The 20,274-nt window shown below is 53.1% G+C and carries 21 protein-coding genes; 8 read left to right on the forward strand and 13 right to left on the reverse strand.

Going from position 1 to position 20,274, the window contains the following annotated elements; all coding sequences use genetic code 11:
* Window positions 1-16: 16 nt before the first annotated feature.
* Window positions 17-415: an acyl-CoA thioester hydrolase YciA gene (gene yciA, locus FN082_RS29060; protein ID WP_004121302.1), complete on the forward strand. Its 399-nt coding sequence runs from the start codon at window positions 17-19 to the stop codon at window positions 413-415.
* A 35-nt stretch (window positions 416-450) separates the two neighbouring features.
* Here the strand turns inward: yciA and FN082_RS29065 are convergent, their stop codons facing one another.
* Complete coding sequence (locus FN082_RS29065) at window positions 451-987, reverse strand: YniB family protein (RefSeq protein ID WP_142982832.1); 537 nt, start codon at window positions 985-987, stop codon at window positions 451-453.
* 130 nt (window positions 988-1,117) lie between these two features.
* On the opposite strand from FN082_RS29065, the gene hxpB reads away from it, so the two are divergent.
* The 4 genes from hxpB (at window position 1,118) to FN082_RS29085 (ending at window position 4,904) form a co-directional block, all read left to right on the forward strand.
* Entirely contained in the window at window positions 1,118-1,786 is a 669-nt protein-coding gene (hxpB, locus tag FN082_RS29070) for a hexitol phosphatase HxpB (protein WP_139537951.1), read from the forward strand.
* A 148-nt stretch (window positions 1,787-1,934) separates the two neighbouring features.
* Window positions 1,935-2,696: a 2-dehydro-3-deoxy-D-gluconate 5-dehydrogenase KduD gene (kduD, locus tag FN082_RS29075; RefSeq protein WP_139537950.1), complete on the forward strand. Its 762-nt coding sequence runs from the start codon at window positions 1,935-1,937 to the stop codon at window positions 2,694-2,696.
* Between the two features lie 91 nt (window positions 2,697-2,787).
* Entirely contained in the window at window positions 2,788-3,378 is a 591-nt protein-coding gene (locus tag FN082_RS29080; RefSeq protein ID WP_139537949.1) for a metal-dependent hydrolase, read from the forward strand.
* 134 nt (window positions 3,379-3,512) lie between these two features.
* The gene (locus tag FN082_RS29085; RefSeq protein WP_139537948.1) at window positions 3,513-4,904 is read left to right on the forward strand and encodes an L-cystine transporter; all 1,392 of its coding nucleotides are present in this window, start codon (window positions 3,513-3,515) and stop codon (window positions 4,902-4,904) included.
* A gap of 77 nt (window positions 4,905-4,981) precedes the next feature.
* Here FN082_RS29085 and cedA read toward each other — a convergent pair whose 3' ends face one another.
* Window positions 4,982-5,302 carry a cell division activator CedA gene (gene cedA, locus FN082_RS29090; protein ID WP_139537947.1) on the reverse strand — a complete coding sequence of 107 codons (321 nt, stop codon included), beginning with the start codon at window positions 5,300-5,302 and terminating at the stop codon, window positions 4,982-4,984.
* Between the two features lie 114 nt (window positions 5,303-5,416).
* Here cedA and katE point away from each other — a divergent pair, with 114 nt between their 5' ends.
* Window positions 5,417-7,675, forward strand: a complete 2,259-nt coding sequence (gene katE / locus FN082_RS29095; RefSeq protein ID WP_142982833.1) for a catalase HPII — start codon at window positions 5,417-5,419, stop codon at window positions 7,673-7,675.
* Between the two features lie 38 nt (window positions 7,676-7,713).
* Here katE and chbG read toward each other — a convergent pair whose 3' ends face one another.
* The 7 genes from chbG to osmE form a co-directional block, all read right to left on the reverse strand.
* On the reverse strand, window positions 7,714-8,472 hold the full coding sequence (chbG, locus tag FN082_RS29100) for a chitin disaccharide deacetylase (protein WP_139537945.1): 759 nt from the start codon (window positions 8,470-8,472) through the stop codon (window positions 7,714-7,716).
* A gap of 12 nt (window positions 8,473-8,484) precedes the next feature.
* A complete protein-coding gene (locus tag FN082_RS29105; protein ID WP_142982834.1) occupies window positions 8,485-9,831 on the reverse strand; it encodes a 6-phospho-beta-glucosidase in 1,347 nt (448 codons plus the stop codon).
* A 102-nt stretch (window positions 9,832-9,933) separates the two neighbouring features.
* Entirely contained in the window at window positions 9,934-10,773 is an 840-nt protein-coding gene (gene chbR / locus FN082_RS29110) for a transcriptional regulator ChbR (RefSeq protein WP_268887470.1), read from the reverse strand.
* A 12-nt stretch (window positions 10,774-10,785) separates the two neighbouring features.
* The gene (chbA, locus tag FN082_RS29115; protein WP_139537942.1) at window positions 10,786-11,133 is read right to left on the reverse strand and encodes a PTS N,N'-diacetylchitobiose transporter subunit IIA; all 348 of its coding nucleotides are present in this window, start codon (window positions 11,131-11,133) and stop codon (window positions 10,786-10,788) included.
* Window positions 11,134-11,186: 53 nt separating this feature from the next.
* Window positions 11,187-12,545, reverse strand: a complete 1,359-nt coding sequence (gene chbC, locus FN082_RS29120; protein ID WP_004112376.1) for a PTS N,N'-diacetylchitobiose transporter subunit IIC — start codon at window positions 12,543-12,545, stop codon at window positions 11,187-11,189.
* 168 nt (window positions 12,546-12,713) lie between these two features.
* Window positions 12,714-13,034 (reverse strand): PTS N,N'-diacetylchitobiose transporter subunit IIB, encoded by a 321-nt coding sequence (gene chbB, locus FN082_RS29125; protein WP_004101340.1) that lies wholly within the window; start codon window positions 13,032-13,034, stop codon window positions 12,714-12,716.
* A gap of 284 nt (window positions 13,035-13,318) precedes the next feature.
* Window positions 13,319-13,657 carry an osmotically-inducible lipoprotein OsmE gene (osmE, locus tag FN082_RS29130; protein ID WP_139537941.1) on the reverse strand — a complete coding sequence of 113 codons (339 nt, stop codon included), beginning with the start codon at window positions 13,655-13,657 and terminating at the stop codon, window positions 13,319-13,321.
* Window positions 13,658-13,887: 230 nt separating this feature from the next.
* On the opposite strand from osmE, the gene nadE reads away from it, so the two are divergent.
* Together nadE and cho are read left to right on the forward strand one after the other, a co-directional pair.
* Window positions 13,888-14,715, forward strand: a complete 828-nt coding sequence (nadE, locus tag FN082_RS29135; RefSeq protein WP_139537940.1) for an ammonia-dependent NAD(+) synthetase — start codon at window positions 13,888-13,890, stop codon at window positions 14,713-14,715.
* Between the two features lie 104 nt (window positions 14,716-14,819).
* Window positions 14,820-15,680, forward strand: a complete 861-nt coding sequence (gene cho / locus FN082_RS29140; protein WP_139537939.1) for an excinuclease Cho — start codon at window positions 14,820-14,822, stop codon at window positions 15,678-15,680.
* Window positions 15,681-15,689: 9 nt separating this feature from the next.
* On the opposite strand, the gene FN082_RS29145 is transcribed toward cho, so the two are convergent.
* From FN082_RS29145 to astE, 4 genes are all read right to left on the reverse strand, one after another.
* The gene (locus tag FN082_RS29145; protein ID WP_139537938.1) at window positions 15,690-17,732 is read right to left on the reverse strand and encodes a DUF2207 domain-containing protein; all 2,043 of its coding nucleotides are present in this window, start codon (window positions 17,730-17,732) and stop codon (window positions 15,690-15,692) included.
* Between the two features lie 4 nt (window positions 17,733-17,736).
* Complete coding sequence (locus FN082_RS29150; protein ID WP_142982835.1) at window positions 17,737-18,279, reverse strand: LemA family protein; 543 nt, start codon at window positions 18,277-18,279, stop codon at window positions 17,737-17,739.
* Between the two features lie 210 nt (window positions 18,280-18,489).
* A complete protein-coding gene (spy, locus tag FN082_RS29155) occupies window positions 18,490-18,972 on the reverse strand; it encodes an ATP-independent periplasmic protein-refolding chaperone Spy (RefSeq protein WP_139537936.1) in 483 nt (160 codons plus the stop codon).
* A 334-nt stretch (window positions 18,973-19,306) separates the two neighbouring features.
* Window positions 19,307-20,269 (reverse strand): succinylglutamate desuccinylase, encoded by a 963-nt coding sequence (gene astE, locus FN082_RS29160; RefSeq protein WP_142982836.1) that lies wholly within the window; start codon window positions 20,267-20,269, stop codon window positions 19,307-19,309.
* Window positions 20,270-20,274: the final 5 nt, after the last annotated feature.

Below are 20,274 nucleotides of genomic sequence, written 5' to 3' on the forward strand. Positions count from 1 at the left end.
TAGTACAGAGTATAGAATGACAACAACAGATCTCGCGCCGAAGGGCGAATTGGTTTTACGCACCCTGGCGATGCCAGCGGACACCAACGCCAACGGCGATATTTTTGGCGGCTGGCTGATGTCGCAGATGGATATTGGCGGGGCCATTATGGCGAAAGAAATCGCCCACGGGCGCGTGGTCACCGTGCGCGTCGACGGCATGACCTTTCTACGTCCGGTCGCGGTGGGCGACGTGGTGTGCTGCTACGCGAACTGCGTGAAGCGCGGCAATACGTCGATAACCATTAATATGGAAGTGTGGGTGAAAAAAGTGTCGTCTGAACCCATCGGGCAACGCTACAAGGCAACCGAAGCGCTATTTATCTACGTCGCAGTGGATAATCAGGGCAAACCGCGCGCGCTGCCTGCCCTATAAATGGGTTAGCCCGGTAAACCCGCCGGGCTAACCCCTTACAGAAAACCGAGTAAAGAAAAGAAGAAGTAACCCAGCACAATCACCATCACCGGCAGGACGTACAGCGAGAAATACTGCACCAGAATAGTATGACGCGGTACCACGACACGTTCAGCGATTTGCTCACGCGTCAGCCCTTCCGCCCCTTTGGCCTGCTCCAGAATCAGCTGATCCTCAACCCCCTCACGTAGAAACTTCGCCTGGCGCCCCATCCGCGCGCCGGATGCCTGTAGCGCCATCCCGACAAAGATCAGGATATAGATAATCCAGAAACCAATATTCATCCCGTGCTTAAAATCCGGCAGCGGCGAGTTGTACCAAAAGAAATTCAGGAACGGCGTATTAAAGCGCATCATCTCGATCATTACGTGGGCAAAGTCCATCATCACTGCATCGATGCCCGGTTTTTTCTCGCTGTGCTCGTACATAAATTTCAGCACGGAAATCAGCGTCGAGAGCACCGCCGGGATAAATACCACCCACCCCAAAATACGTTTAAGTACTGCAATGCGTCCAGCTTGTTGATACGTCATGGGTTCCCCTTGTTAAGACGCCTGATTCATTCTAAGTCTACCTTCGTCGGCGAATTTCGCCCAATAATGCGCGGTATGATATACCATGAGGGCCGATTCGTTATCTACTTACGCTACAGGAGAGGGACTTATGTCAGCCAGGCGACAGATTGATGCCGCGATTTTTGATATGGATGGATTACTGATTGATTCCGAGCCGCTGTGGGATAAAGCCGAGCTGGAAGTGATTGCAAGCCTTGGGGTGGATATCAGCCGCCGCAATGAAATGCCCGATATTCTGGGGCTACGCATCGATTTAGTCGTCGACCTGTGGTTTGCTCAACAGCCGTGGACAGGCCCGGATCGCGCGGAAGTCACCGCGCGAATCATCAACCGCGCCATTCAACTGGTTGAAGAAGCGCGCCCAATCCTGCCCGGTGCGCGGGAAGCCGTCGCGATGTGTAAAGCCCAGGGGCTGAAAATCGGTCTGGCGTCAGCGTCGCCGCTGAGAATGCTGGAAAAAGTCCTCACCATGTTTGAGCTGCGCGACCAGTTTGACGCCCTCTCGTCTGCCGAATTGCTGCCATTCAGCAAACCGCACCCGCAGGTTTATCTAAACTGTGCCGAAAAACTCGGCATCAGCCCCATGAACTGCGTGGCGCTGGAAGACTCTGTGAATGGCATGATTGCCAGCAAAGCGGCACGTATGCGCTCGATTGTCGTACCTGAAGCAGAAAACAGCCGTGACCCGCGCTTCGTGCTGGCCGATGTGAAGCTGACAAGCCTGAAATCCCTCACCCTGACCGACCTGCTCGGTTAAGCCATCCGGTGATGATGGGATAGTAACCCTATCTTATCATCACAAAATTAAAACAGCGTTTCATTTTTAATTGTTTTTTCTTCTCTCGCCCTCTATGCTTGTCTCAACAGCGTTATTTGACGCATGAAATCAGCATACAGAGGTGCATATGGTACTGAACGCCTTTGACCTTACGGGTAAGGTCGCTATCGTGACGGGTTGTGATACCGGGTTGGGTCAGGGAATGACGCTGGGCCTTGCGCAGGCCGGATGCGATATCGTCGGCGTGAATCGCCGGATCCCCCACGAAACGGCAGAGAAGGTTCAGGCGCTGGGCCGCCGCTTTACCGCAATTCAGGCCGATCTGAGCCGTCAGGATGAGATTGAAACTATTGTGACTCAGGCCGTTGCCGCCATGGGCCGCATCGATATTCTGGTCAATAACGCCGGAACGATACGCCGCGCCGATGCGCTCTCATTTAGTGAAAAAGACTGGGACGACGTTCTCAACCTGAATCTGAAATCAGTATTCTTTCTTTCACAAGCGGTTGCCAGACAGTTTATTCAACAGGGTGAAGGCGGAAAAATTGTTAACATTGCCTCGATGCTCTCTTTCCAGGGCGGCATTCGGGTGCCTTCCTACACCGCCTCAAAGAGCGGTGTGCTGGGCATTACTCGCCTGATGGCTAACGAATGGGCAGGACATCGCATCAACGTTAACGCTATCGCACCGGGTTATATGGCGACCAACAATACCCAGCAGCTGCGTGATGATGCCGAGCGCAGCAAAGAGATCCTTGACCGCATCCCCGCCGGGCGCTGGGGCATTCCTGATGACCTGCAGGGTCCAGTGGTATTTCTGGCTTCCGCGGCGGCAGATTACATTAGCGGCTACACCCTGGCGGTGGATGGCGGATGGCTGGCCCGCTGACGATTTTGTGACAAAGAGTTACACCGTCACCTCTTCCGCACACTGTATAAAAACCCTATACTGTATGAATTGACAGTTTAGGGTGTTTATCATGACGGCGGAAGGCCACCTCCTCTTTTCTATCGCCTGTGCGGTATTTGCGAAAAACGCGGAATTAACGCCCGTGCTGGCTCAGGGTGACTGGTGGCATATTATCCCTTCCGCCATCCTGACCTGCCTGCTGCCAGATATCGATCACCCTAAATCATTTCTCGGGCAGCGATTAAGCTGGATATCAAAACCGATAGCGCGCGCCTTCGGCCATCGAGGCTTCACTCATAGTCTGCTGGTGGTTTTTGGCGCGATGGCGGTTTTCTCGCTGAAAGTCCCTGAGAGCTGGATAGTCCCGGCGGATGCGGTTCAGGGGCTGGTGCTCGGTTATCTCAGCCACATTCTCGCCGATATGCTCACCCCGGCGGGCGTTCCATTACTCTGGCCCTGCCGTTGGCGTTTCCGTTTGCCAATCCTCGCGCCGCGCAAAGGCAATCAGCTGGAACGCGCGCTGTGTATGGCGCTCTTCATTTATGCGGTGTGGATGCCGCAGAACGTTGCCGAAAACAGCGCCGTTCGCTGGTCTTCAGATATGATTAATTCACTGCAAACCACGTTTAATCGCTTTATTAATCACCAGATAGCGCGATAAACCACCGAAAGATCAAATTAGTTATAACCCATTCCATTTGAATATAAGTAACGAATTACGCCTTCTGCTACCCTTGCCGTCATAAGAGTTGGTTATTGACCAACCCGGTTGCAAAAGATATCAGGAGAACGGGGATGAATTTTCCATTAATAGCGAACGTTGTCGTGTTCGCGGTTTTACTGTTGGCGCTGGCCCAAACCCGCCATAAACAGTGGAGCCTTGCTAAAAAAGTGCTGGTCGGTCTGGTTATCGGCGTGATATTCGGTCTGGCGCTGCAGTTTATCTACGGTTCCGATAGCCCGGTGCTGAAGGATTCTATCCAGTGGTTTAATATTGTCGGTAACGGCTATGTTCAGCTACTGCAGATGATTGTCATGCCGCTGGTTTTCGCCTCTATCCTGAGCGCGGTCGCCCGTCTGCACAATGCCTCGCAGCTGGGTAAAATCAGCTTCCTTAGCATCGGCACTCTGTTGTTTACGACGCTGATTGCGGCGCTGGTCGGGGTGTTAGTCACCAATATGTTTGGCCTGACCGCCGAAGGTCTGGTGCAGGGCAGCGCGGAAACCGCCCGCCTCAACGCCATTCAAAGCAACTATGCCGGTAAAGTCGCAGACCTGAGCGTCCCGCAGCTGATCCTCTCTTTTGTGCCGAAAAACCCGTTTGCCGATCTGACCGGCGCGAACCCAACATCGATTATCAGCGTGGTTATCTTCGCGGCCTTCCTCGGCGTTGCAGCGCTGAAGCTGCTGAAAGATGACGTCGCCAAAGGCCAGCGCGTCCTCACTGCTATCGACACGCTGCAAAGCTGGGTGATGAAGCTGGTACGTCTGGTCATGCAGTTAACGCCGTACGGCGTGCTGGCGCTGATGACCAAGGTGGTTGCAGGCTCTAACCTGCAGGACATCATCAAGCTCGGCAGCTTCGTTATCGCCTCCTATATCGGTCTGGGCATCATGTTTGTGGTGCACGGCCTGCTGCTGGCGGTAAATGGCGTGAGCCCGCTGAAATACTTCCGTAAAGTCTGGCCGGTGCTGACCTTTGCATTTACCAGCCGCTCCAGCGCCGCGTCTATTCCGCTGAATGTGGAAGCGCAAACTCGTCGTCTGGGCGTACCGGAATCTATCGCCAGCTTCTCCGCTTCGTTCGGCGCCACTATAGGCCAGAACGGCTGTGCAGGTCTCTACCCGGCGATGCTGGCCGTAATGGTCGCACCGACCGTCGGCATTAACCCGTTCGATCCGCTGTGGATTGCCACGCTGGTGGGCATCGTTACCGTCAGTTCCGCGGGCGTCGCGGGCGTTGGCGGCGGTGCAACGTTTGCCGCCCTGATCGTCCTGCCGGCAATGGGCCTGCCGGTAACTCTGGTGGCGCTGTTAATTTCGGTTGAGCCGCTGATTGATATGGGCCGTACTGCGCTGAACGTTAGCGGTTCAATGACCGCCGGTACGCTGACCAGCCAGTGGCTGCGTCAAACCGACAAAACCATTCTTGATAGTGAAGAGGACGCCGAACTGGCCCATCGCTAATCTGAGAGGGCCGCAAAGCCTTCAGAGACAAAAAAACCGCTGATACATTCAGCGGTTTTTCATTTTATACAGCGCCCTCAGACATCAATTTCACCTTCCTGCCTCATTTGTATCGCCCAGCGCTGCGCCGCTTCCGGCACGTTAAACGGCGGTGAACGACGAAAATGCTCATCCATCAACACAAAAGCAACGTACTTACCCCGCAGAATCCAGACATCGCGAAACCCGTCCATTTTGACGGCGTGTTCCGGCGGCGCGGGCTCCACTCGAGGCACGTAGCTAATGACCTGACGATTTTGTTGGCGAAGTGGTTTCATCACAAATAGATTCACTAAACAAAGCGGGAAATATAAACCCCTATCATAGCTGAAAGCGCCCCCTTTCGTCGCCCCCTGCATGTTTCCTGAAAGGGTAAAAGTCCTGGAAAAAATTCTGCTGGAACAGATGTTCTATAGTTAGAAGGGTTTTGGTTCAGCAACGACCATTTTCAGCAATGAAAACAGGAGTAAGCAATGTCTGATAAACACCACAAACCACTAACCCATCAATCCCCGGTTCGCGACGACCGGGCGGCGAAACCAGGGCTCGGCTCTCTGGCACCCGATGACCAGGACTGGCGTCCAACGCCACATCCGACCGCACCTGGAGAAGAGCCTGGCGCACCCGGCAGTATGAAAGCACCAGATACGCACAGCGATAAACTGGACGCGCTGGAAAAGAATCGCAAAGGCGGCGAGGACCATGCGCTCACTACCAACCAGGGTGTTCGTATCGCTGACGATCAAAACTCACTGCGCGCAGGTAAACGCGGCCCAACGCTGCTGGAAGATTTTATCCTGCGCGAAAAAATCACCCATTTTGACCATGAACGCATTCCGGAAAGGATCGTTCACGCCCGCGGATCGGCTGCGCACGGGTACTTTCAGCCCTATAGCGATTTAAGCGACATCACCAAAGCGGCGTTCCTCACTGACCCGAAGAAGAAAACGCCGGTATTTGTCCGTTTCTCAACCGTTCAGGGTGGCGCAGGCTCCGCCGATACGGTGCGGGATATTCGCGGTTTTGCCACCAAATTTTACACCGATGAGGGGATTTTTGACCTGGTCGGTAACAACACCCCGGTCTTTTTTATCCAGGATGCCATCAAATTCCCTGATTTCGTCCACGCGGTAAAACCAGAACCGCATTGGGCCGTTCCGCAGGGGCAGAGCGCGCACGACTCCTTCTGGGATTATGTCTCACTGCAACCGGAAACCCTGCACAATGTCATGTGGGCAATGTCCGACCGCGGACTGCCCCTCAGTTACCGCACGATGGAAGGTTTCGGCATCCACACCTTCCGCCTGATTAACGCCGAAGGTAAAGCAACGTTTGTACGTTTCCACTGGAAGCCGGTCGCGGGTAAGGCGTCTCTGGTGTGGGATGAATCACAAAAGTTGACCGGGCGGGACCCCGATTTCCACCGCCGCGATCTTTGGGAAGCGATTGAAGTCGGGGATTATCCCGAGTACGAGCTGGGATTACAGCTGATCCCAGAAGAAGACGAGTTTGCTTTTGATTTCGACCTGCTGGATCCCACTAAACTGATTCCAGAAGCGCTGGTTCCTGTTCAGCGAGTTGGGAAAATGGTCCTCAATCGTAATCCGGATAATTTCTTTGCCGAAAACGAACAGGTAGCATTCCATCCGGGTCATATCGTTCCAGGAATAGATTTCAGCAACGACCCGCTGCTGCAGGGCCGCTTATTCTCCTATACCGATACGCAGATTAGCCGTCTTGGCGGGCCCAATTTCCATGAGATCCCTATCAATAAACCCACCTGTCCGTACCATAATTTCCAGCGCGACGGCATGCATCGGATGGATATTGATACTAATCCGGCAAACTATGAGCCGAACTCCATTAATAATAACTGGCCACGGGAAACGCCACCGGCAGCCAAAGGTGGAGGTTTTGAGTCTTATGCCGAGCGGGTAGACGGCGAAAAAATTCGTCAGCGCAGCCCCTCCTTTGGCGAATACTACTCTCAGCCCCTGCTATTCTGGCGCAGCCAGACGCCCATTGAGCAGCAGCATATTATCGACGGTTTTAGCTTCGAACTGAGCAAAGTCGTCAGAGAGTGGATCCGCGAGAGGGTTGTCGATCAACTGGCACATATCGACCTGCAGCTCGCCCAGGCCGTAGGCAAAAATCTCGGTATCGAACTCACTGACGAGCAGCGCAGCATCACGCCGCCAGCGGATGTTAACGGCCTGAAAAAAGACCCTACGCTAAGCCTCTATGCTATTCCCGGTGGCGACGTCAAAGGACGGGTTGTCGCGGTATTGCTTAACGATCGTCCCATCGCCAAAGAGCTCTTAGCGCTGCTGAAGGCGCTCAAAGCAAAGGGAGTACATGCCAAACTGCTCTATTCTCGCATGGGTGAGGTGAAGGCTGATGATGGTACCGCTCTGCCGGTTGCCGGCACCTTTGCCGGTTCGCCGTCGTTAACCATAGATGCCGTCATCGTTTCCGGCGGCGATCTGCAAAGCCTGAACAACAACGGTGATTTCCACTATTATCTGCTGGAAGCTTACAAACACCTGAAGCCAATTTTACTGGCAGGCGATGCCCGGCAGTGCAAAACGTCGCTTCAGGTTGCCAGCAAGGGTGAAGAAGGGATTGTTGAGACGGACGCAATAGATGATAAATCTATGGATGAACTAATGACTCTGATGGCGGCGCATCGGGTGTGGTCAAGGAGCGCCAAAATCGCCGCGATCCCTGCATAAAAACAGGGCCCGGCAGAAATGCCGGGCCACTTTACCTGTCACACGTCGCGATAGGTTCCGAGCCGGTAACCGCGCTCGGCGATGGCGTACTTCAGCGATTCCGAGGTCAGCACATCCAGTTCGGTCAAGCGCGGGTAGCAATAGGCGCTGCCCATGATCGTGTTATCAACAAATGCCGGATGACACATCACCTCCAGCGATTTTTCATCGCGCTGGATTGAGGCATCCAAAGTTTGCAGAAACAGCGCTTCGGAAACCGCTTCACCATAAAACTCGCTGGCGAATCCTTCGCTGCTACGCGCCGCATCCTGCGCCAAACCAGAAAGTGTCGCCAGCTGGCGGTCGATACGCAGCGCCACGCCCTTCTCGCGGGCAAATGCCGCGACGATGGGGTAGATCTGCGCAATCATATGTACATGGTGATGGCTGTCGATATGGGTCGGTTCATAGCCAAACAGCTCGACAAATCGCTGATACTGGCACGCCAGTTCGTGGGCGATTTCGTCCAGCGGCAAGCTATCCTCTTCCGCCATCTGCCAAATCCACTTACCAAGACGCCCTTCGCGGGTTAAGCCCGACATCGCCGATAGCGGCTCGCCCAGCGTCAGGACAAAGTGCATCCCCACCGCCAGCTCGGGCGCGCAGCGGCTTAACTGAGCCGCGTGACCGATCGCCGCACCGTTGACCAGCGCCGTCGTGGAGGTCACCAGACCATTTTTGCAAGCTTCGATAATGCCGTAGTTTTGCCCTTTGCTGAGGCCAAAATCATCGGCATTGACGATTAACACGCGTTCCATGAGCCGCTCCCGTTACTGTTTCAGTTTTTCGATAGTCGCCGCAAAGTTGGGCAGCCACTGCTCGTGCGCGAGGATCATCTCACGCGCCAGCTTCTCGGCATCGCGATCGGAGTGGATCAGCGGGCTCAGGTTAAGCGCCAGCAGCACATCATCCAGTTTACCGCTGATAGCCGCTTCGCTGGCCGCCACCTCAAAGCCTTTGATGGTATAAATCAGCCCCAGCACTTTCTCATCGAAGTGCGTGATACGCGGCGTTGGTTTCGCACCATCGCGACCCAGCGTACAGGTCATCTCGACCGCCCAGTCGGCCGGGATATTATCGATGTGACCATGGTGCGGCACGTTGACGTAGTGCTCGGCCTGCTTGTCATTGTAGATAGCGTTAATCACTTCGCAGGCCGCATCTGAATAATATGCCCCGCCGCGCTGCTCCAGCTCTTTCGGTTTCACGTTCAGATCCGGATTTTTGTACAGCTCGAACAGCTGTTTCTCAACTTTTTGCACCACCTGCGCACGCGCGCCGCCTTTGTAGTACTCACCCATTTCAATCGCCAGCATCTCTTTTGGCTTGAAGTAGTAGAGCAGATAGGAGCAAGGGATCAAGCGTAGTGAACGGAGCAGCCCTTCGCTAAACGGCAGATCGAAGATATTTTTTACCGAGTTGGCGCTCAAACGACCTGACGCCACGCCGTCCAGCAGCTCATCAAAGCGCGACACGCCGTTAACCAGGACATCACGAACAAACACCAGGTGGTTCAGACCAAACAGATCGATGTTCAGCTCATCGCTCGGGCTCAGCTTCAGCACGTCGGTGATAAACATTTTCATGCCGATAGGAATATTGCACACGCCGATAAAGCGCTTAAAGCCGGTATGACGATAAACCGCTTCGGTCACCATGCCCGCCGGGTTGGTAAAGTTAATCACCCAGGCGTTCGGGCAGACTTCATGGACGTCTTTTACGATATCAAAAATCACCGGGATGGTACGCAGACCTTTAAACAAGCCGCCCGCGCCGTTGGTTTCCTGACCTAAATAACCATGACTCAGAGGAATCCGCTCATCTTTCTCGCGCGCCTTCAGCTGGCCGACGCGCAGCTGAGTGGTGACAAAATCGGCCCCTTCCAGCGCCGCGCGACGATCGAGAGTCTTATAGACTTTCATCGGTACGCCAGCTTTTTCCACCATGCGCTGGCACAAGGCGTGAATAATATCGAGCTTTTCCTGCCCTTCCGCGACGTCCACCAGCCACAGTTCTGTAATCGGCAGTTCATGATAACGCTTCAGGAACCCTTCCAGTAATTCCGGGGTATAGCTGCTGCCGCCGCCGATAGTCACAACTTTCAATTTCTGGCTCATAATTTTCTCCCTTGTGGATAACGCCTGTACGTCACCCACTCTCCGTTTAAATACGGACAGTTAATTTGAATATTTAGACCGCGCGGAATATTCCGCGCCCGCTTAATTAATACTGGTGAGGTGTTTCCGATAGCTGCTGGGGGTGAATGAAGTCAGCTTCTTGAATGTTTTAATAAACAGACTTGGGCTACTGTACCCCGACTCATAAGCAATATCGGTCACCGAGTAGTTGGTTATCTCTAACTGTTTCTTGGCGAAGTTGATGCGAATATCGTTAATCATCTGCATCGGCGTTTTGGCATAATAGCGCTGGGTTGCCCGGGTTAAGTATTCCTGCGTTTTTCCGGAAAGCTCAACCATATTCTCCAGCGCACATTCGCCAAATTTGAGTTTATCGTGCATACACTCAACGGTATTTTTCAACCATTGTGGAATAACATCTTCCACAGGCTCTTCACGATAATGCCGCAAACGATTTAGGGTGTAGAAAGAAACCAGTTCGATAAATTCGTCAAATTCAGTTTCGCGAAAATTCAGTGATGCAATAACCGATTCAATATAACTGAGAAAAGTACTTTTAACGGCATAGACCTGAGAGGCAACCAGACCAAACGGCAGCAGCGGCAGGTAGTGTTTCTCAAAGAAACTTCTGCTGATACCGACGTTAAGAATGCGCGTCGCACCAAATTCATAAAAACTCTGGTGATGCGACCCCATCGGGATAAAAACAAAATCCCCGCGCTCCAGCAGCACCCGCTTACCATTGATAACCTGATAGTAGCGGCCGGTTAAAACGATAGTGTATTCGTAGTAATCATGCTGGTGAAGCCCGCTTACGCTCTCCGTTTTGTTATAAATGACCACGTGAAAGTTCTTGCCGTTAAAGAGTTGTTGCTCCCTTGCGGTACTGATTTCAGTGGTCATCATCTTTGGCTGCCTCATCGCGTCGATGACCTATTGTACCTTCTCGTGCAGTTCAATCAATTCGGCAACCAGTTCGCGAGCCAGCATTGAGGTCATCAGATGATCCTGCGCATGAACCAGCACCAGGCTCACCTTCATTTTGCCTTCACCCTCATCGCTCTCAATCAGTTGAGTTTGCACCAGGTGCGCTTCGCTCAGGGCCATCCGCGACTGTTCCATCATGGCTTTGGCGGCGTCAAAATCCCCCTGCTTTGCCTGCTTCAGCGCGCCATACGCCAGGCTGCGCGCTTGCCCGGAGTTGATAATCAGCCCCATCACCACCTCTTCGAGGTCGTTTACTGCGGTCTCTTCTGCCGCAATGTTATCCAGATCAAACATAATGACTCCCTTATTTCTCAGACGGTACGGGAAAACTCCCGTACCGCGCAATATTAGAATTTCAGTGCGTTAGCGATATCTTCTTCACTCTCTTCCTGCTCAATGACGCCCTGCGCTTTGTTGGAAATCACTACAAACGGCAGGTAGACCAGCGTTGATACAGCAAGGTTGAACAGGGCCAGTAACAGGGCTGCGACGCTCCCATTGGTGTTAAAGAAAGCGCCTAAGCCGGTCGGCATGGTCCACGGTGCAATGTTGGTAATTGGCGGAATGATGCCCAGGGTGTAGGCCGTCATGGTGATAGCCGCCAGCAGAGGCTGAATCAGAATAAACGGGATAAACATCACCGGATTCATGATAATCGGCAGACCAAACAGGATTGGCTCGTTAATCTGGAAGATGCCTGACGGCAGAGCCAGTTTAGCGACCTGACGATGATCCTCACGGCGAGAAGCGATAAAGATAGCGATGATTAAGCCCAGGGTCGCACCGGTACCACCGAGGAAGATGTAGGAATCAAGCATCGGCTTGGCCCACATGTGGAAGCTCTTACCTGCGGCCAGCGCGGCTTCGACAGAACCGTACTGCTGGTAGGTTGCGATATTTTCCAGCGCCCACGGTGTCATGATCCCGCTATCCAGCGCCGACAGCGCCAGCGAACCGTGTACGCCGAAGAACCACAGCAGCGAAGTGAAAATCACGTATGCCCAGCCTACGACGGCGCCCATTGAGGCCAGCGGCGTGGAGATGGTGTCCATGATGATCTGGTGGAAGTTAGTCCCCCAGTGGGTCAGCGCCCAGGAGATAATCCCCATAATAGAGAGGATGATAAAGGCCGGGATAACCGCAGAGAACGAGCGTGAAACCGAAGCCGGTACGCTGGACGGCAGCGTAATCACCCAATTGCGATGAACGATGAAGGTGAACATCTCAGCAACCACCAAACCGATCACAATACCCGAAATAATGTTGGCGCCGCCTAACCAGTTAGCGCCAACGGCGTAAGCTTCACCCACGCTATAAGGCGTGACGGTCATAAATGCCGCGACGGCTAATAAACCTGCGGCCATCGGGTCCACTTTACGTTCTTCAGCTAAAGCAGAACCAATAAAGAAAGGCGCCATCAGCGACATAATACCGAGCGTACCGTTGTAAACGTTACCGCCGATAGCTTTAAAACCGTTGAGGGTTTCAATTGTAGAAGCATCCAGACGAATGCCCATTGAATAAAAGAAAGAACCGTCGCCGAAGCTCAAAAATACGTTGTTAATTAAAACAAACATTGCCCCGGCTAACGTCAACGGCATTAGCTTAATAAAGCCATTTTTAATTGCGTTGACGTGAGGTTGTCTTCCTATTCTGACAGCAAAAGGAAGGAGTACCTTTTCAAGCGAATCAATCACTTTACTCATAATAAATACCCTTTAAGGCCGCAATATAATCATTGCGGCAATGATAGATGAAATTACTCTTTGACGGGAAAATAAACTCTCGATATTCCGGACAGTAAAATACTAAAACCCACCCTCACGAAGCTATTAGCAATAACCATCCAGAACATGTCGAGTTTTAAAATAAAATTATTGCGCAGCAGCTTTCTTAATGGCCGCAACGGCCGCTTTCAGTACACCTAAACCATCGATTTTGCCGTATAATACAGAGTCAATCACTTCTACTGGCTTGTTTGGCAGCAGACGCTGAATATCCGGCAGCATATAGGAAATTTGTGGGCCTAATAATACGACATCGGCATCAGGGCCTTTTTCACCCGCCAGGGTTTCCGGAAATGCTTCAATAATAACCGGCACTTCGTATTTCTCAGCCTGGGCGCGCATTTTAGACACCAGTAGTGATGTAGACATCCCAGCAGAACAGAACAGGTAGATATGTTTCTTTTCCATGAACGCTTCCTCAATGTGTGTGACCTTATCCTCTCAGCATCCTTGATGTCAGAGAGGCGGTAAGACGTGTTTCTTTGAATTAGTATTGTTTATGCATTGAGTATACGGCATCGTTCAGCTCGCGGATAATTCCTCCTTGAACTGAATTGTCTCTCATTGACCTCGCGTTTTGACTGCCCTCACATTTCCCTCAAATAATTCGCGCAATTAAATAAGCATGACGAATCATAAAAAAGCCCGACCAATGGTCGGGCTTACGTATGAATCAGCAATATGGCGGGGTATTACTTGCTGTTGCGCGGGTCGGTGTCGTACTCGGCGCAGGTCTGATACCCAGAATTCATAACGTGTCCGGTATCATCCAGAGCGACAAAGTAGGTTTCAATTTTACCATCGCGTTGACCCAGGATGTACGTCTGGCAGGTTCCGCGCGCGTGGATCATGGTCACTTCTGACGAAGGTTTACCAGCAATTTGCGCGACCTGCGCCCGGGTCATACCTTTTTTAACGTCTTTAACCACCGGCTGGGTGAACTGGTCTTTGGTACGGTCATAGGCCGTACACCCTGCCAGCAGGGTCAATACTGCTGCTGCGCCCAGAAATCCCGCAAAATTCTTGTTCATATTCCATCCTCTTTTTTTTGGCGTGTTAATAAGCCTGGAATAAATATCGTTATTTTTCAAGCCGAAGGTAAAAATGAACCAAAATTAAGAGCTTTCCAATAATAAAAGCGATGTCCTTGAGATCGCATGCTTTTGCGTCACTCAAAACTGTGATCCTTGTCGTTTTACCGTCAAAGAGGTAGCTTAATCCCTTGCTGATTGCCAAACAGATTCACTTCCCGGAGGGCGCGATGACGCTACAACAAGAGATTATTCAGGCGCTGGGCGCAAAACCCCAGATCGATGTCGAAGGCGAGATACGCCGCAGCGTAAATTTTCTGAAGTCCTATCTGCAAAGATATCCTTTTATTAAATCACTGGTCCTTGGCATCAGCGGCGGCCAGGATTCAACGCTAACCGGTAAGCTCTGCCAGCAGGCCATCAACGAGCTGCGGGCGGAAACGGGGGATAGCAGTCTGCAGTTTATCGCCGTTCGCCTGCCATACGGCGTACAGGCCGATGAACAGGACTGCCAGGACGCCATCGCCTTTATCCAGCCGGATCGTGTCTTAACGGTCAATATTAAAGGTGCCGTGCTGGCCAGCGAGCAGGCACTGCGCGAGGCAGGAATTGAGCTTAGCGACTTTGTTCGCGGCAACGAAAAAGCGCGCGAACGCATGAAGGCACAGTACAGCATCGCCGGAATGACCCACGGCGTGGTGGTGGGTACCGACCATGCGGCAGAAGCGATTACCGGGTTCTTCACCAAATACGGTGACGGCGGTACGGACATTAACCCCATCTTCCGCCTCAACAAGCGTCAGGGCAAACAGCTGCTGGCCCAGCTAGGCTGCCCAGAGCATCTGTATAAAAAATTGCCGACCGCCGACCTCGAAGACGACCGCCCGTCCCTGCCGGATGAAGTTGCGCTGGGCGTGACCTACGAGAATATTGACGACTATCTGGAAGGCAAAACGCTGGACGAGAAAATCGCTAAAACCATTGAAGGCTGGTACCTGAAAACCGAGCATAAACGACGACCGCCAATTACCGTCTTCGACGACTTCTGGAAAAAGTAATCTTCCGTTCTCCTCACCCCGACTCAGGTCGGGGTTATTTTTTACCCTTTTCGGCTTTTCATTCCACTGCTATACTGGATAAATAAACAGCACCAGGAGCAATAGTGGCAAGACGGCAATCCGCCCCGCGTCTCGAATTTGAAGCGGCGGCAATTTACGAATATCCCGAACACCTTCGCCCGTGGCTTGAGGCGTTACCAAAGCAGCCAGGCGTGTATCTGTTCCACGGAGAAAGCGAAACTCTCCCGCTCTATATCGGCAAAAGCGTGAATATCCGCAGCCGGGTATTGTCGCATCTGCGCACGCCGGACGAAGCGGCAATGCTTCGCCAGGCCCGGCGCATTACCTGGCAACGAACGGCCGGTGAACTCGGCGCACTATTATTAGAAGCGCAGCTGATTAAAGAGCAACAGCCACTGTTCAATAAACGTCTGCGGCAAAACCGCCAGCTATGTTCGTTACGCCTGACGGACTCCCGCCCGCAGGTGGTCTACGCCAGCGAACTGGATTTCTCACAGCAAAACGATCTCTATGGTCTGTTTGCAAATCGCCGCGCAGCGCTCCAGGCGCTGCAAAAAATCGCCGACGAGCATCGCCTGTGCTACGGGTTAATGGGACTGGAGCCGCTAAGCCGCGGTCGCGCCTGCTTTCGTTCCGCGCTGGGCCGCTGCGCAGGTGCCTGCTGCGGGAAAGAGAGCGTCGAGGCGCATTATGATCGGCTGCTGGCAAACCTGCAAAAGATGCAGCTGGTGTGCTGGCCATGGGCAGGCGCAGTCGCGCTGGAAGAGAGCAGCAATGATATGACGCAATACCACATTATTCATAACTGGCTGTGGTTAGGCGCCGTAGACTCCCTTTCGCAGGCGTCATCACTTACGCGCCTGTCGGCAAAGTTTGACCAGGACGGTTATAAAATATTGTGTAAACCGCTGCTCAGCGGCAGCTATAAGCTTCATCCGCTGTAGGTCGAATGATTACCAGCCACCCCCACCGCCGCCACCTGAGCCACCGCCGGACGATCCGCCGCCTGATGATCCCGAACCGCTGTAGCCTGAACCTGAAGACGATCCGCTGCCTGAGCTATCATCTGGCTTTGCCATAGAGGATGTACGGCAGGACTCACTGAAGTGGCTTACGCTCCCCCAGTCGGCGCTGGCAAACGCTTCCGACATGGCTCCAGTGGTACTCAGATAGTGAGCAAAGGTATTGGCCCAGGTTTTCCCCACGCCAAGGGCCAGCGCCACGGGCAGCAGCTCTTCAAAATGAGAAATCATCTGCGCGGGCGGGTAGATAATCTGATAGCGGTGCTTCTCTGCGGTGCCTAGATACAGCGTCAACCCTTTGGCGACCGCCAGCTCGTCCAGCCCATGCTGCGTATAGCGAGGCGTTTTCCAGCCGACAAAAACGCATAGCGCAATCGCCGCCAGCAACGCGCCAATATATCCGGCCGGAAGCTGAGTGATGGGCAGCATTCCGAAGAGAAAAAGCCCGCCGCCCAGCGTTGCGAACGGCCCAAAAACAACAGCAAAAAATAGTGGGACCGGCCCCCAGGAACGCCACATTTCCCGTGGGCGGCATAAAAACCGCAGCAGAAAAGTCAACATCGCCCCGCCAATCAGCATAAAGAGCGCGGCCGGGATGGTGAGCAGAGCGACCTCAGCGTTAATCCAAATGCCGCAGACTATCGGCACCAGCAGCGCAATATAAATGGTGCGCCGCAGCGGCTGCGCCCATTTACGAAACAGTTTCGCTCGCTGGATTTCACAGCGTTTCTCCTGCTGTTGACGCGCATTCTGCATAGATCGCTGGTGGGCCTTACTGAGATCGATATTCTTTTGTTTACCCTTAAAAAGCGTACTTAACAGCTGCAGGTCATCGCTGTTTAAGCGCCGGTTTCCTTCGACGGGCAAACGGGTTAGCCGCTGTTTTGCGCCGGAATCCGATAGCCACGGACTGTGGGCTTGATTTTTGTCGCCGGTCACCGCCATCCCGCGCTTTGCCACCAGCGCTAATAGATCGCTACTAAAAGCAACGTCATCATATTTACGTCGCGTAATAAAGCGCAGATAACCGGGCGACATTGAAGAAGGCAGCGAATAGAGCGGTACCACCGGCGGCATCTTTAATCCAGCTTGGGTTACGTTTTTCCGCCACCAGCGCAGATAATAACCGGTCATCAGCAACAGGGGTAACCATATCACCGAGGTTTTCAGCGTCGGGACAAGCAGATGCACCAGCGGCAAAGCGGCTTCAGGTGTCGGCGCACCGGCCAGAATCGCCCGTGGCCAGGTATAAACTACGGTCAGCCCCTCACCTTTTGCCAGGGGCCGCAACGTGCGCACGCTGCCATCGGGAAGAACCTCCGCATTATGCTCTTTTGCCCCTGCGGTTCCGGTATATACATCAATGGAGCGCAGCCTGCCATCTTTAGCGTCAGCGTTGAGGTTCGCGGCAGCGTCCGGTAATTCAAGACGAAAGCTGGCCTTAGTGATGGGCCAGGCCCAGTCATTACCCGTCACGTTCCAGTACAGCTCATCCCATTCGGGGAAGCGGCTGAAATGGTTACTGACCTGATAGCGAATCTCATAATTGTAGATCCCCGGCCTGAGGGTTTGTTGTGCGCTCCCGATGCGTAATGTCAACGTTTTTGCCTCTTTATCAAGGCTATAGAGCTCATATTCACCATCACGCGAAACCGATTTAATCTCATAATCGACGCGAAAAATCTTTCCGTCCTGACGATTCCAGGTCAGCGGTAGCGTGCGGAAAATCCCTCTACGGATCTCTTTTCCCAGCGCAAGCACTTTGATATTTTCCCGTATCTCCATGCTACCGTCTGCGTTAAAGCGCGCCCGTGAGTTGAAAGAGAGAATATGCTCATACGCCGGGATAGCGCCAGCGGGAAGCTGCGAGGCATCTTTGACAATAATCATCTTGCTATCGGCGAAAGCCGTGCTTGCTACCGCCAGCAATAGCAGTACGAACGCCCGAAGCGCCCGAAGAGGTAAATGCGACATTAAATCACTCCATCCGTGGTGATTTGGCTTCTTCAGGGGAGTCCAGTTCGAAGAAAACGTCAGCTTTAAAATTAAACAACCGCGCCAGCAGCAGGCTCGGGAAAGACTCAACCAGAATATTGAAATCGCGCACCGTACCATTGAAGTAGCGGCGGGCCATTTGCAGTTGCTCTTCTATTTCGCTGAGGGATTGCTGTAAAGAGAGAAAGTTTTCGCTGGCCCTGAGTTCCGGATAGGCTTCACCCAGCGCGAAAATACGCCCCAGCGTGCCGGAATATTGTCGTTCGCTGTCGGCGATTTGTCGGGTGCTGCCGACCAGCTCGCTACGCTGGCGGGATATCTCTTCCAGCAGTTCTTTTTCGTGCTGCGCGTAGCGTTTCACCAGGCTCAGCAGATTGGGCGCCAGATCGTGACGGCGCTTAAGCTGCACGGCGATGCCGCTCCAGGCTTCGTCTTTGAAACGACGTAGAGAGATAAAGCGGTTATAGGTCATCACGACCCAAACCAGGACGAGAGCGATGACGGCGAGGCCGATATACATTTCCATATGCAAAATCCATAGAGATAGCGGGCAGCAGAATCAGGGTGCCTGCGCCCGTGGTGACAATAGAGGCCTCAATACTGGCATACTCGCCCCCGCCGGGTAAATCAGGTTTCTCTACAGATGATGACTTCACATAAAGAAAAACCGCCGGCCCTGCCCAAAGCCTGTTGGCGTTATTGGGCAAGACCGGCGGTCTTAAGTCAGCGCGCTGAGTTATTCAGCTGGTGCAGGCATTTTACCTTCAGGCGCTTTACGATCTGTCAGATGCTTCTCAAAATTAGCATTGAACTGTTTTTTCTGTTCTGGCGTCAGAATGTTGTAAATCTTGTTCTGGGTTTCCAGACGAGCCAGCGCCATCTCTTTGTGCTGGGCTTCCATCTTATCAATTTGCGCTTCCGCTTTTGCCTTATCAAAGGTATCGCTGGCAACCAGCTCATGCATCGCGCGGCGTTCATCCAGGGATGGACGCTTCATGTTCTCACGCTGGCTCTTCATGATGTCGCGAATTTGCGTTTTCTGCGCATCGGTCAGGTTCAGACCTTTGAACATCATGTCGTGCGGGCCACCAGGTCCGCCTTTATGGTGCATCATCGGCTTGCTGTCGGTTGGGGTGGCGGTAGCATCTGCCGCGTGAGCCAGGTTAGCCGCGCCCAGAGCCAGAGTAGAGGCAACAAACAGTGCAGTAATCTTTTTCATCGTTCAATCCTTACTTTGCGTTATTCTTACGGCGCGTTGCCGTGTTGACGAGATTAACTTTACGACGTTTATCGTCAATTAGTCAGAGCAAGCGTAAAACATTGAAAGTGTAAAAAACATTTTCTCGCCAATTGTGGAGAAAATAAGGAATATGAGGGAGGAAGTGCAAGTAAAAATAATTAACAATCTGTTTTATAGAGAAATTATGGAGATTATAAAACAGAGAAGATTAAAAACAAAGCATTTAACCAGGAATAATCTGTAATCAAAACTCAAAGCACGAAAAAATAAAACGGCAACAGAAAAACCGCCGCCCGATCGGACGACGGAATATCTAGAACCGCTCCAGCATTAGTCCAGCTCGCTGACCAAAAGCAACGTTGGGGTTGGGAAACAGCACATATTCCTGCGCGCTTTCCACCACGTAGCGGGTATCACCATCTTCGGCCAGCAGCGTACCGGCGGCGAACGACGTGAAGTTGAGCGTCTGCGCCGACATATGCAGTCGAAACAGTTCGCTGCTGCGGGTGATTTGCTGTATCACCCGGTAGCGCAGCGGCGTTTGCCCCTCCTCCAGCGTCATATCCCCCGCCAGCAGACGTGCCAATGCATGTTGGGTAGCGGCAAACAGGCTCAGATCGTTGTCGCCAAACGGTAACGCCTTGCCTAACTCCAGCGTGCAGGAAAGCGCACCAAAACGTTCACAGCAGAAATGGGTAAAGGTGCCGCCCGGTTGCTGATGAAATACCAGCGCCTCCAGGCCTGCCGCCCCCAGCCAGCGCAGGAAACGTTCATCCCTGGGTTTATCCCGCGCCGGAAGCACGCCAAATCGAGGATGAAGCGAGCCGCGAATGGCGGTATGTAAATCCAGGTGCCAGCGTTCGCCGGAGCCTGAGGCATAAAACCGCGTCAGCGCATGCTCCAGCTGTCGTGCGCGGTCGGTCTCGTCACAGGCGCTCCAGGTCCGCCAGCGCTCGCCAAACATACGGTTGATGTCGCTATGCACATAGCGCTTGTTGGCCCGCAGCGCCGGAGGATTGCCGAAGACCACCAGCAGCCGCCAGCGTAGCAGCAGCTCCCCGCAAAACAGCTGACGCAGCAGTAAATCGGTGATTTCTACCGGCGCGGTTTCATTACCGTGGAGCCCCGATGATAAAACCAGCGACCGATCGCAAGGTTCATGGGGGATGAGCTGCAGAATGCCGCAATCAATCCAGTGCCAGCGAAAGTGCGCGGTTTGGCCATGGAAATGGTGGGGCAAGCGCCCCGCCAGAGTTAATGTCAGAAAGTCGTCCACGACGC

Origin of the sequence: Klebsiella spallanzanii, from assembly GCF_902158555.1 — a bacterium.
GTDB classification, from domain to species: Bacteria; Pseudomonadota; Gammaproteobacteria; order Enterobacterales; family Enterobacteriaceae; genus Klebsiella; species Klebsiella spallanzanii.

Coding starts and splice junctions, on each gene's coding strand:
- yciA (WP_004121302.1), top strand. CDS start 17: ATGACAACAACAGATCTCGCGCCGAAGGGCGAATTGGTTTTACGCACC.
- FN082_RS29065 (WP_142982832.1), bottom strand. CDS start 987: ATGACGTATCAACAAGCTGGACGCATTGCAGTACTTAAACGTATTTTG.
- hxpB (WP_139537951.1), top strand. CDS start 1,118: ATGTCAGCCAGGCGACAGATTGATGCCGCGATTTTTGATATGGATGGA.
- kduD (WP_139537950.1), top strand. CDS start 1,935: ATGGTACTGAACGCCTTTGACCTTACGGGTAAGGTCGCTATCGTGACG.
- FN082_RS29080 (WP_139537949.1), top strand. CDS start 2,788: ATGACGGCGGAAGGCCACCTCCTCTTTTCTATCGCCTGTGCGGTATTT.
- FN082_RS29085 (WP_139537948.1), top strand. CDS start 3,513: ATGAATTTTCCATTAATAGCGAACGTTGTCGTGTTCGCGGTTTTACTG.
- cedA (WP_139537947.1), bottom strand. CDS start 5,302: ATGCAGGGGGCGACGAAAGGGGGCGCTTTCAGCTATGATAGGGGTTTA.
- katE (WP_142982833.1), top strand. CDS start 5,417: ATGTCTGATAAACACCACAAACCACTAACCCATCAATCCCCGGTTCGC.
- chbG (WP_139537945.1), bottom strand. CDS start 8,472: ATGGAACGCGTGTTAATCGTCAATGCCGATGATTTTGGCCTCAGCAAA.
- FN082_RS29105 (WP_142982834.1), bottom strand. CDS start 9,831: ATGAGCCAGAAATTGAAAGTTGTGACTATCGGCGGCGGCAGCAGCTAT.
- chbR (WP_268887470.1), bottom strand. CDS start 10,773: ATGAGGCAGCCAAAGATGATGACCACTGAAATCAGTACCGCAAGGGAG.
- chbA (WP_139537942.1), bottom strand. CDS start 11,133: ATGTTTGATCTGGATAACATTGCGGCAGAAGAGACCGCAGTAAACGAC.
- chbC (WP_004112376.1), bottom strand. CDS start 12,545: ATGAGTAAAGTGATTGATTCGCTTGAAAAGGTACTCCTTCCTTTTGCT.
- chbB (WP_004101340.1), bottom strand. CDS start 13,034: ATGGAAAAGAAACATATCTACCTGTTCTGTTCTGCTGGGATGTCTACA.
- osmE (WP_139537941.1), bottom strand. CDS start 13,657: ATGAACAAGAATTTTGCGGGATTTCTGGGCGCAGCAGCAGTATTGACC.
- nadE (WP_139537940.1), top strand. CDS start 13,888: ATGACGCTACAACAAGAGATTATTCAGGCGCTGGGCGCAAAACCCCAG.
- FN082_RS29145 (WP_139537938.1), bottom strand. CDS start 17,732: ATGTCGCATTTACCTCTTCGGGCGCTTCGGGCGTTCGTACTGCTATTG.
- FN082_RS29150 (WP_142982835.1), bottom strand. CDS start 18,279: ATGGAAATGTATATCGGCCTCGCCGTCATCGCTCTCGTCCTGGTTTGG.
- spy (WP_139537936.1), bottom strand. CDS start 18,972: ATGAAAAAGATTACTGCACTGTTTGTTGCCTCTACTCTGGCTCTGGGC.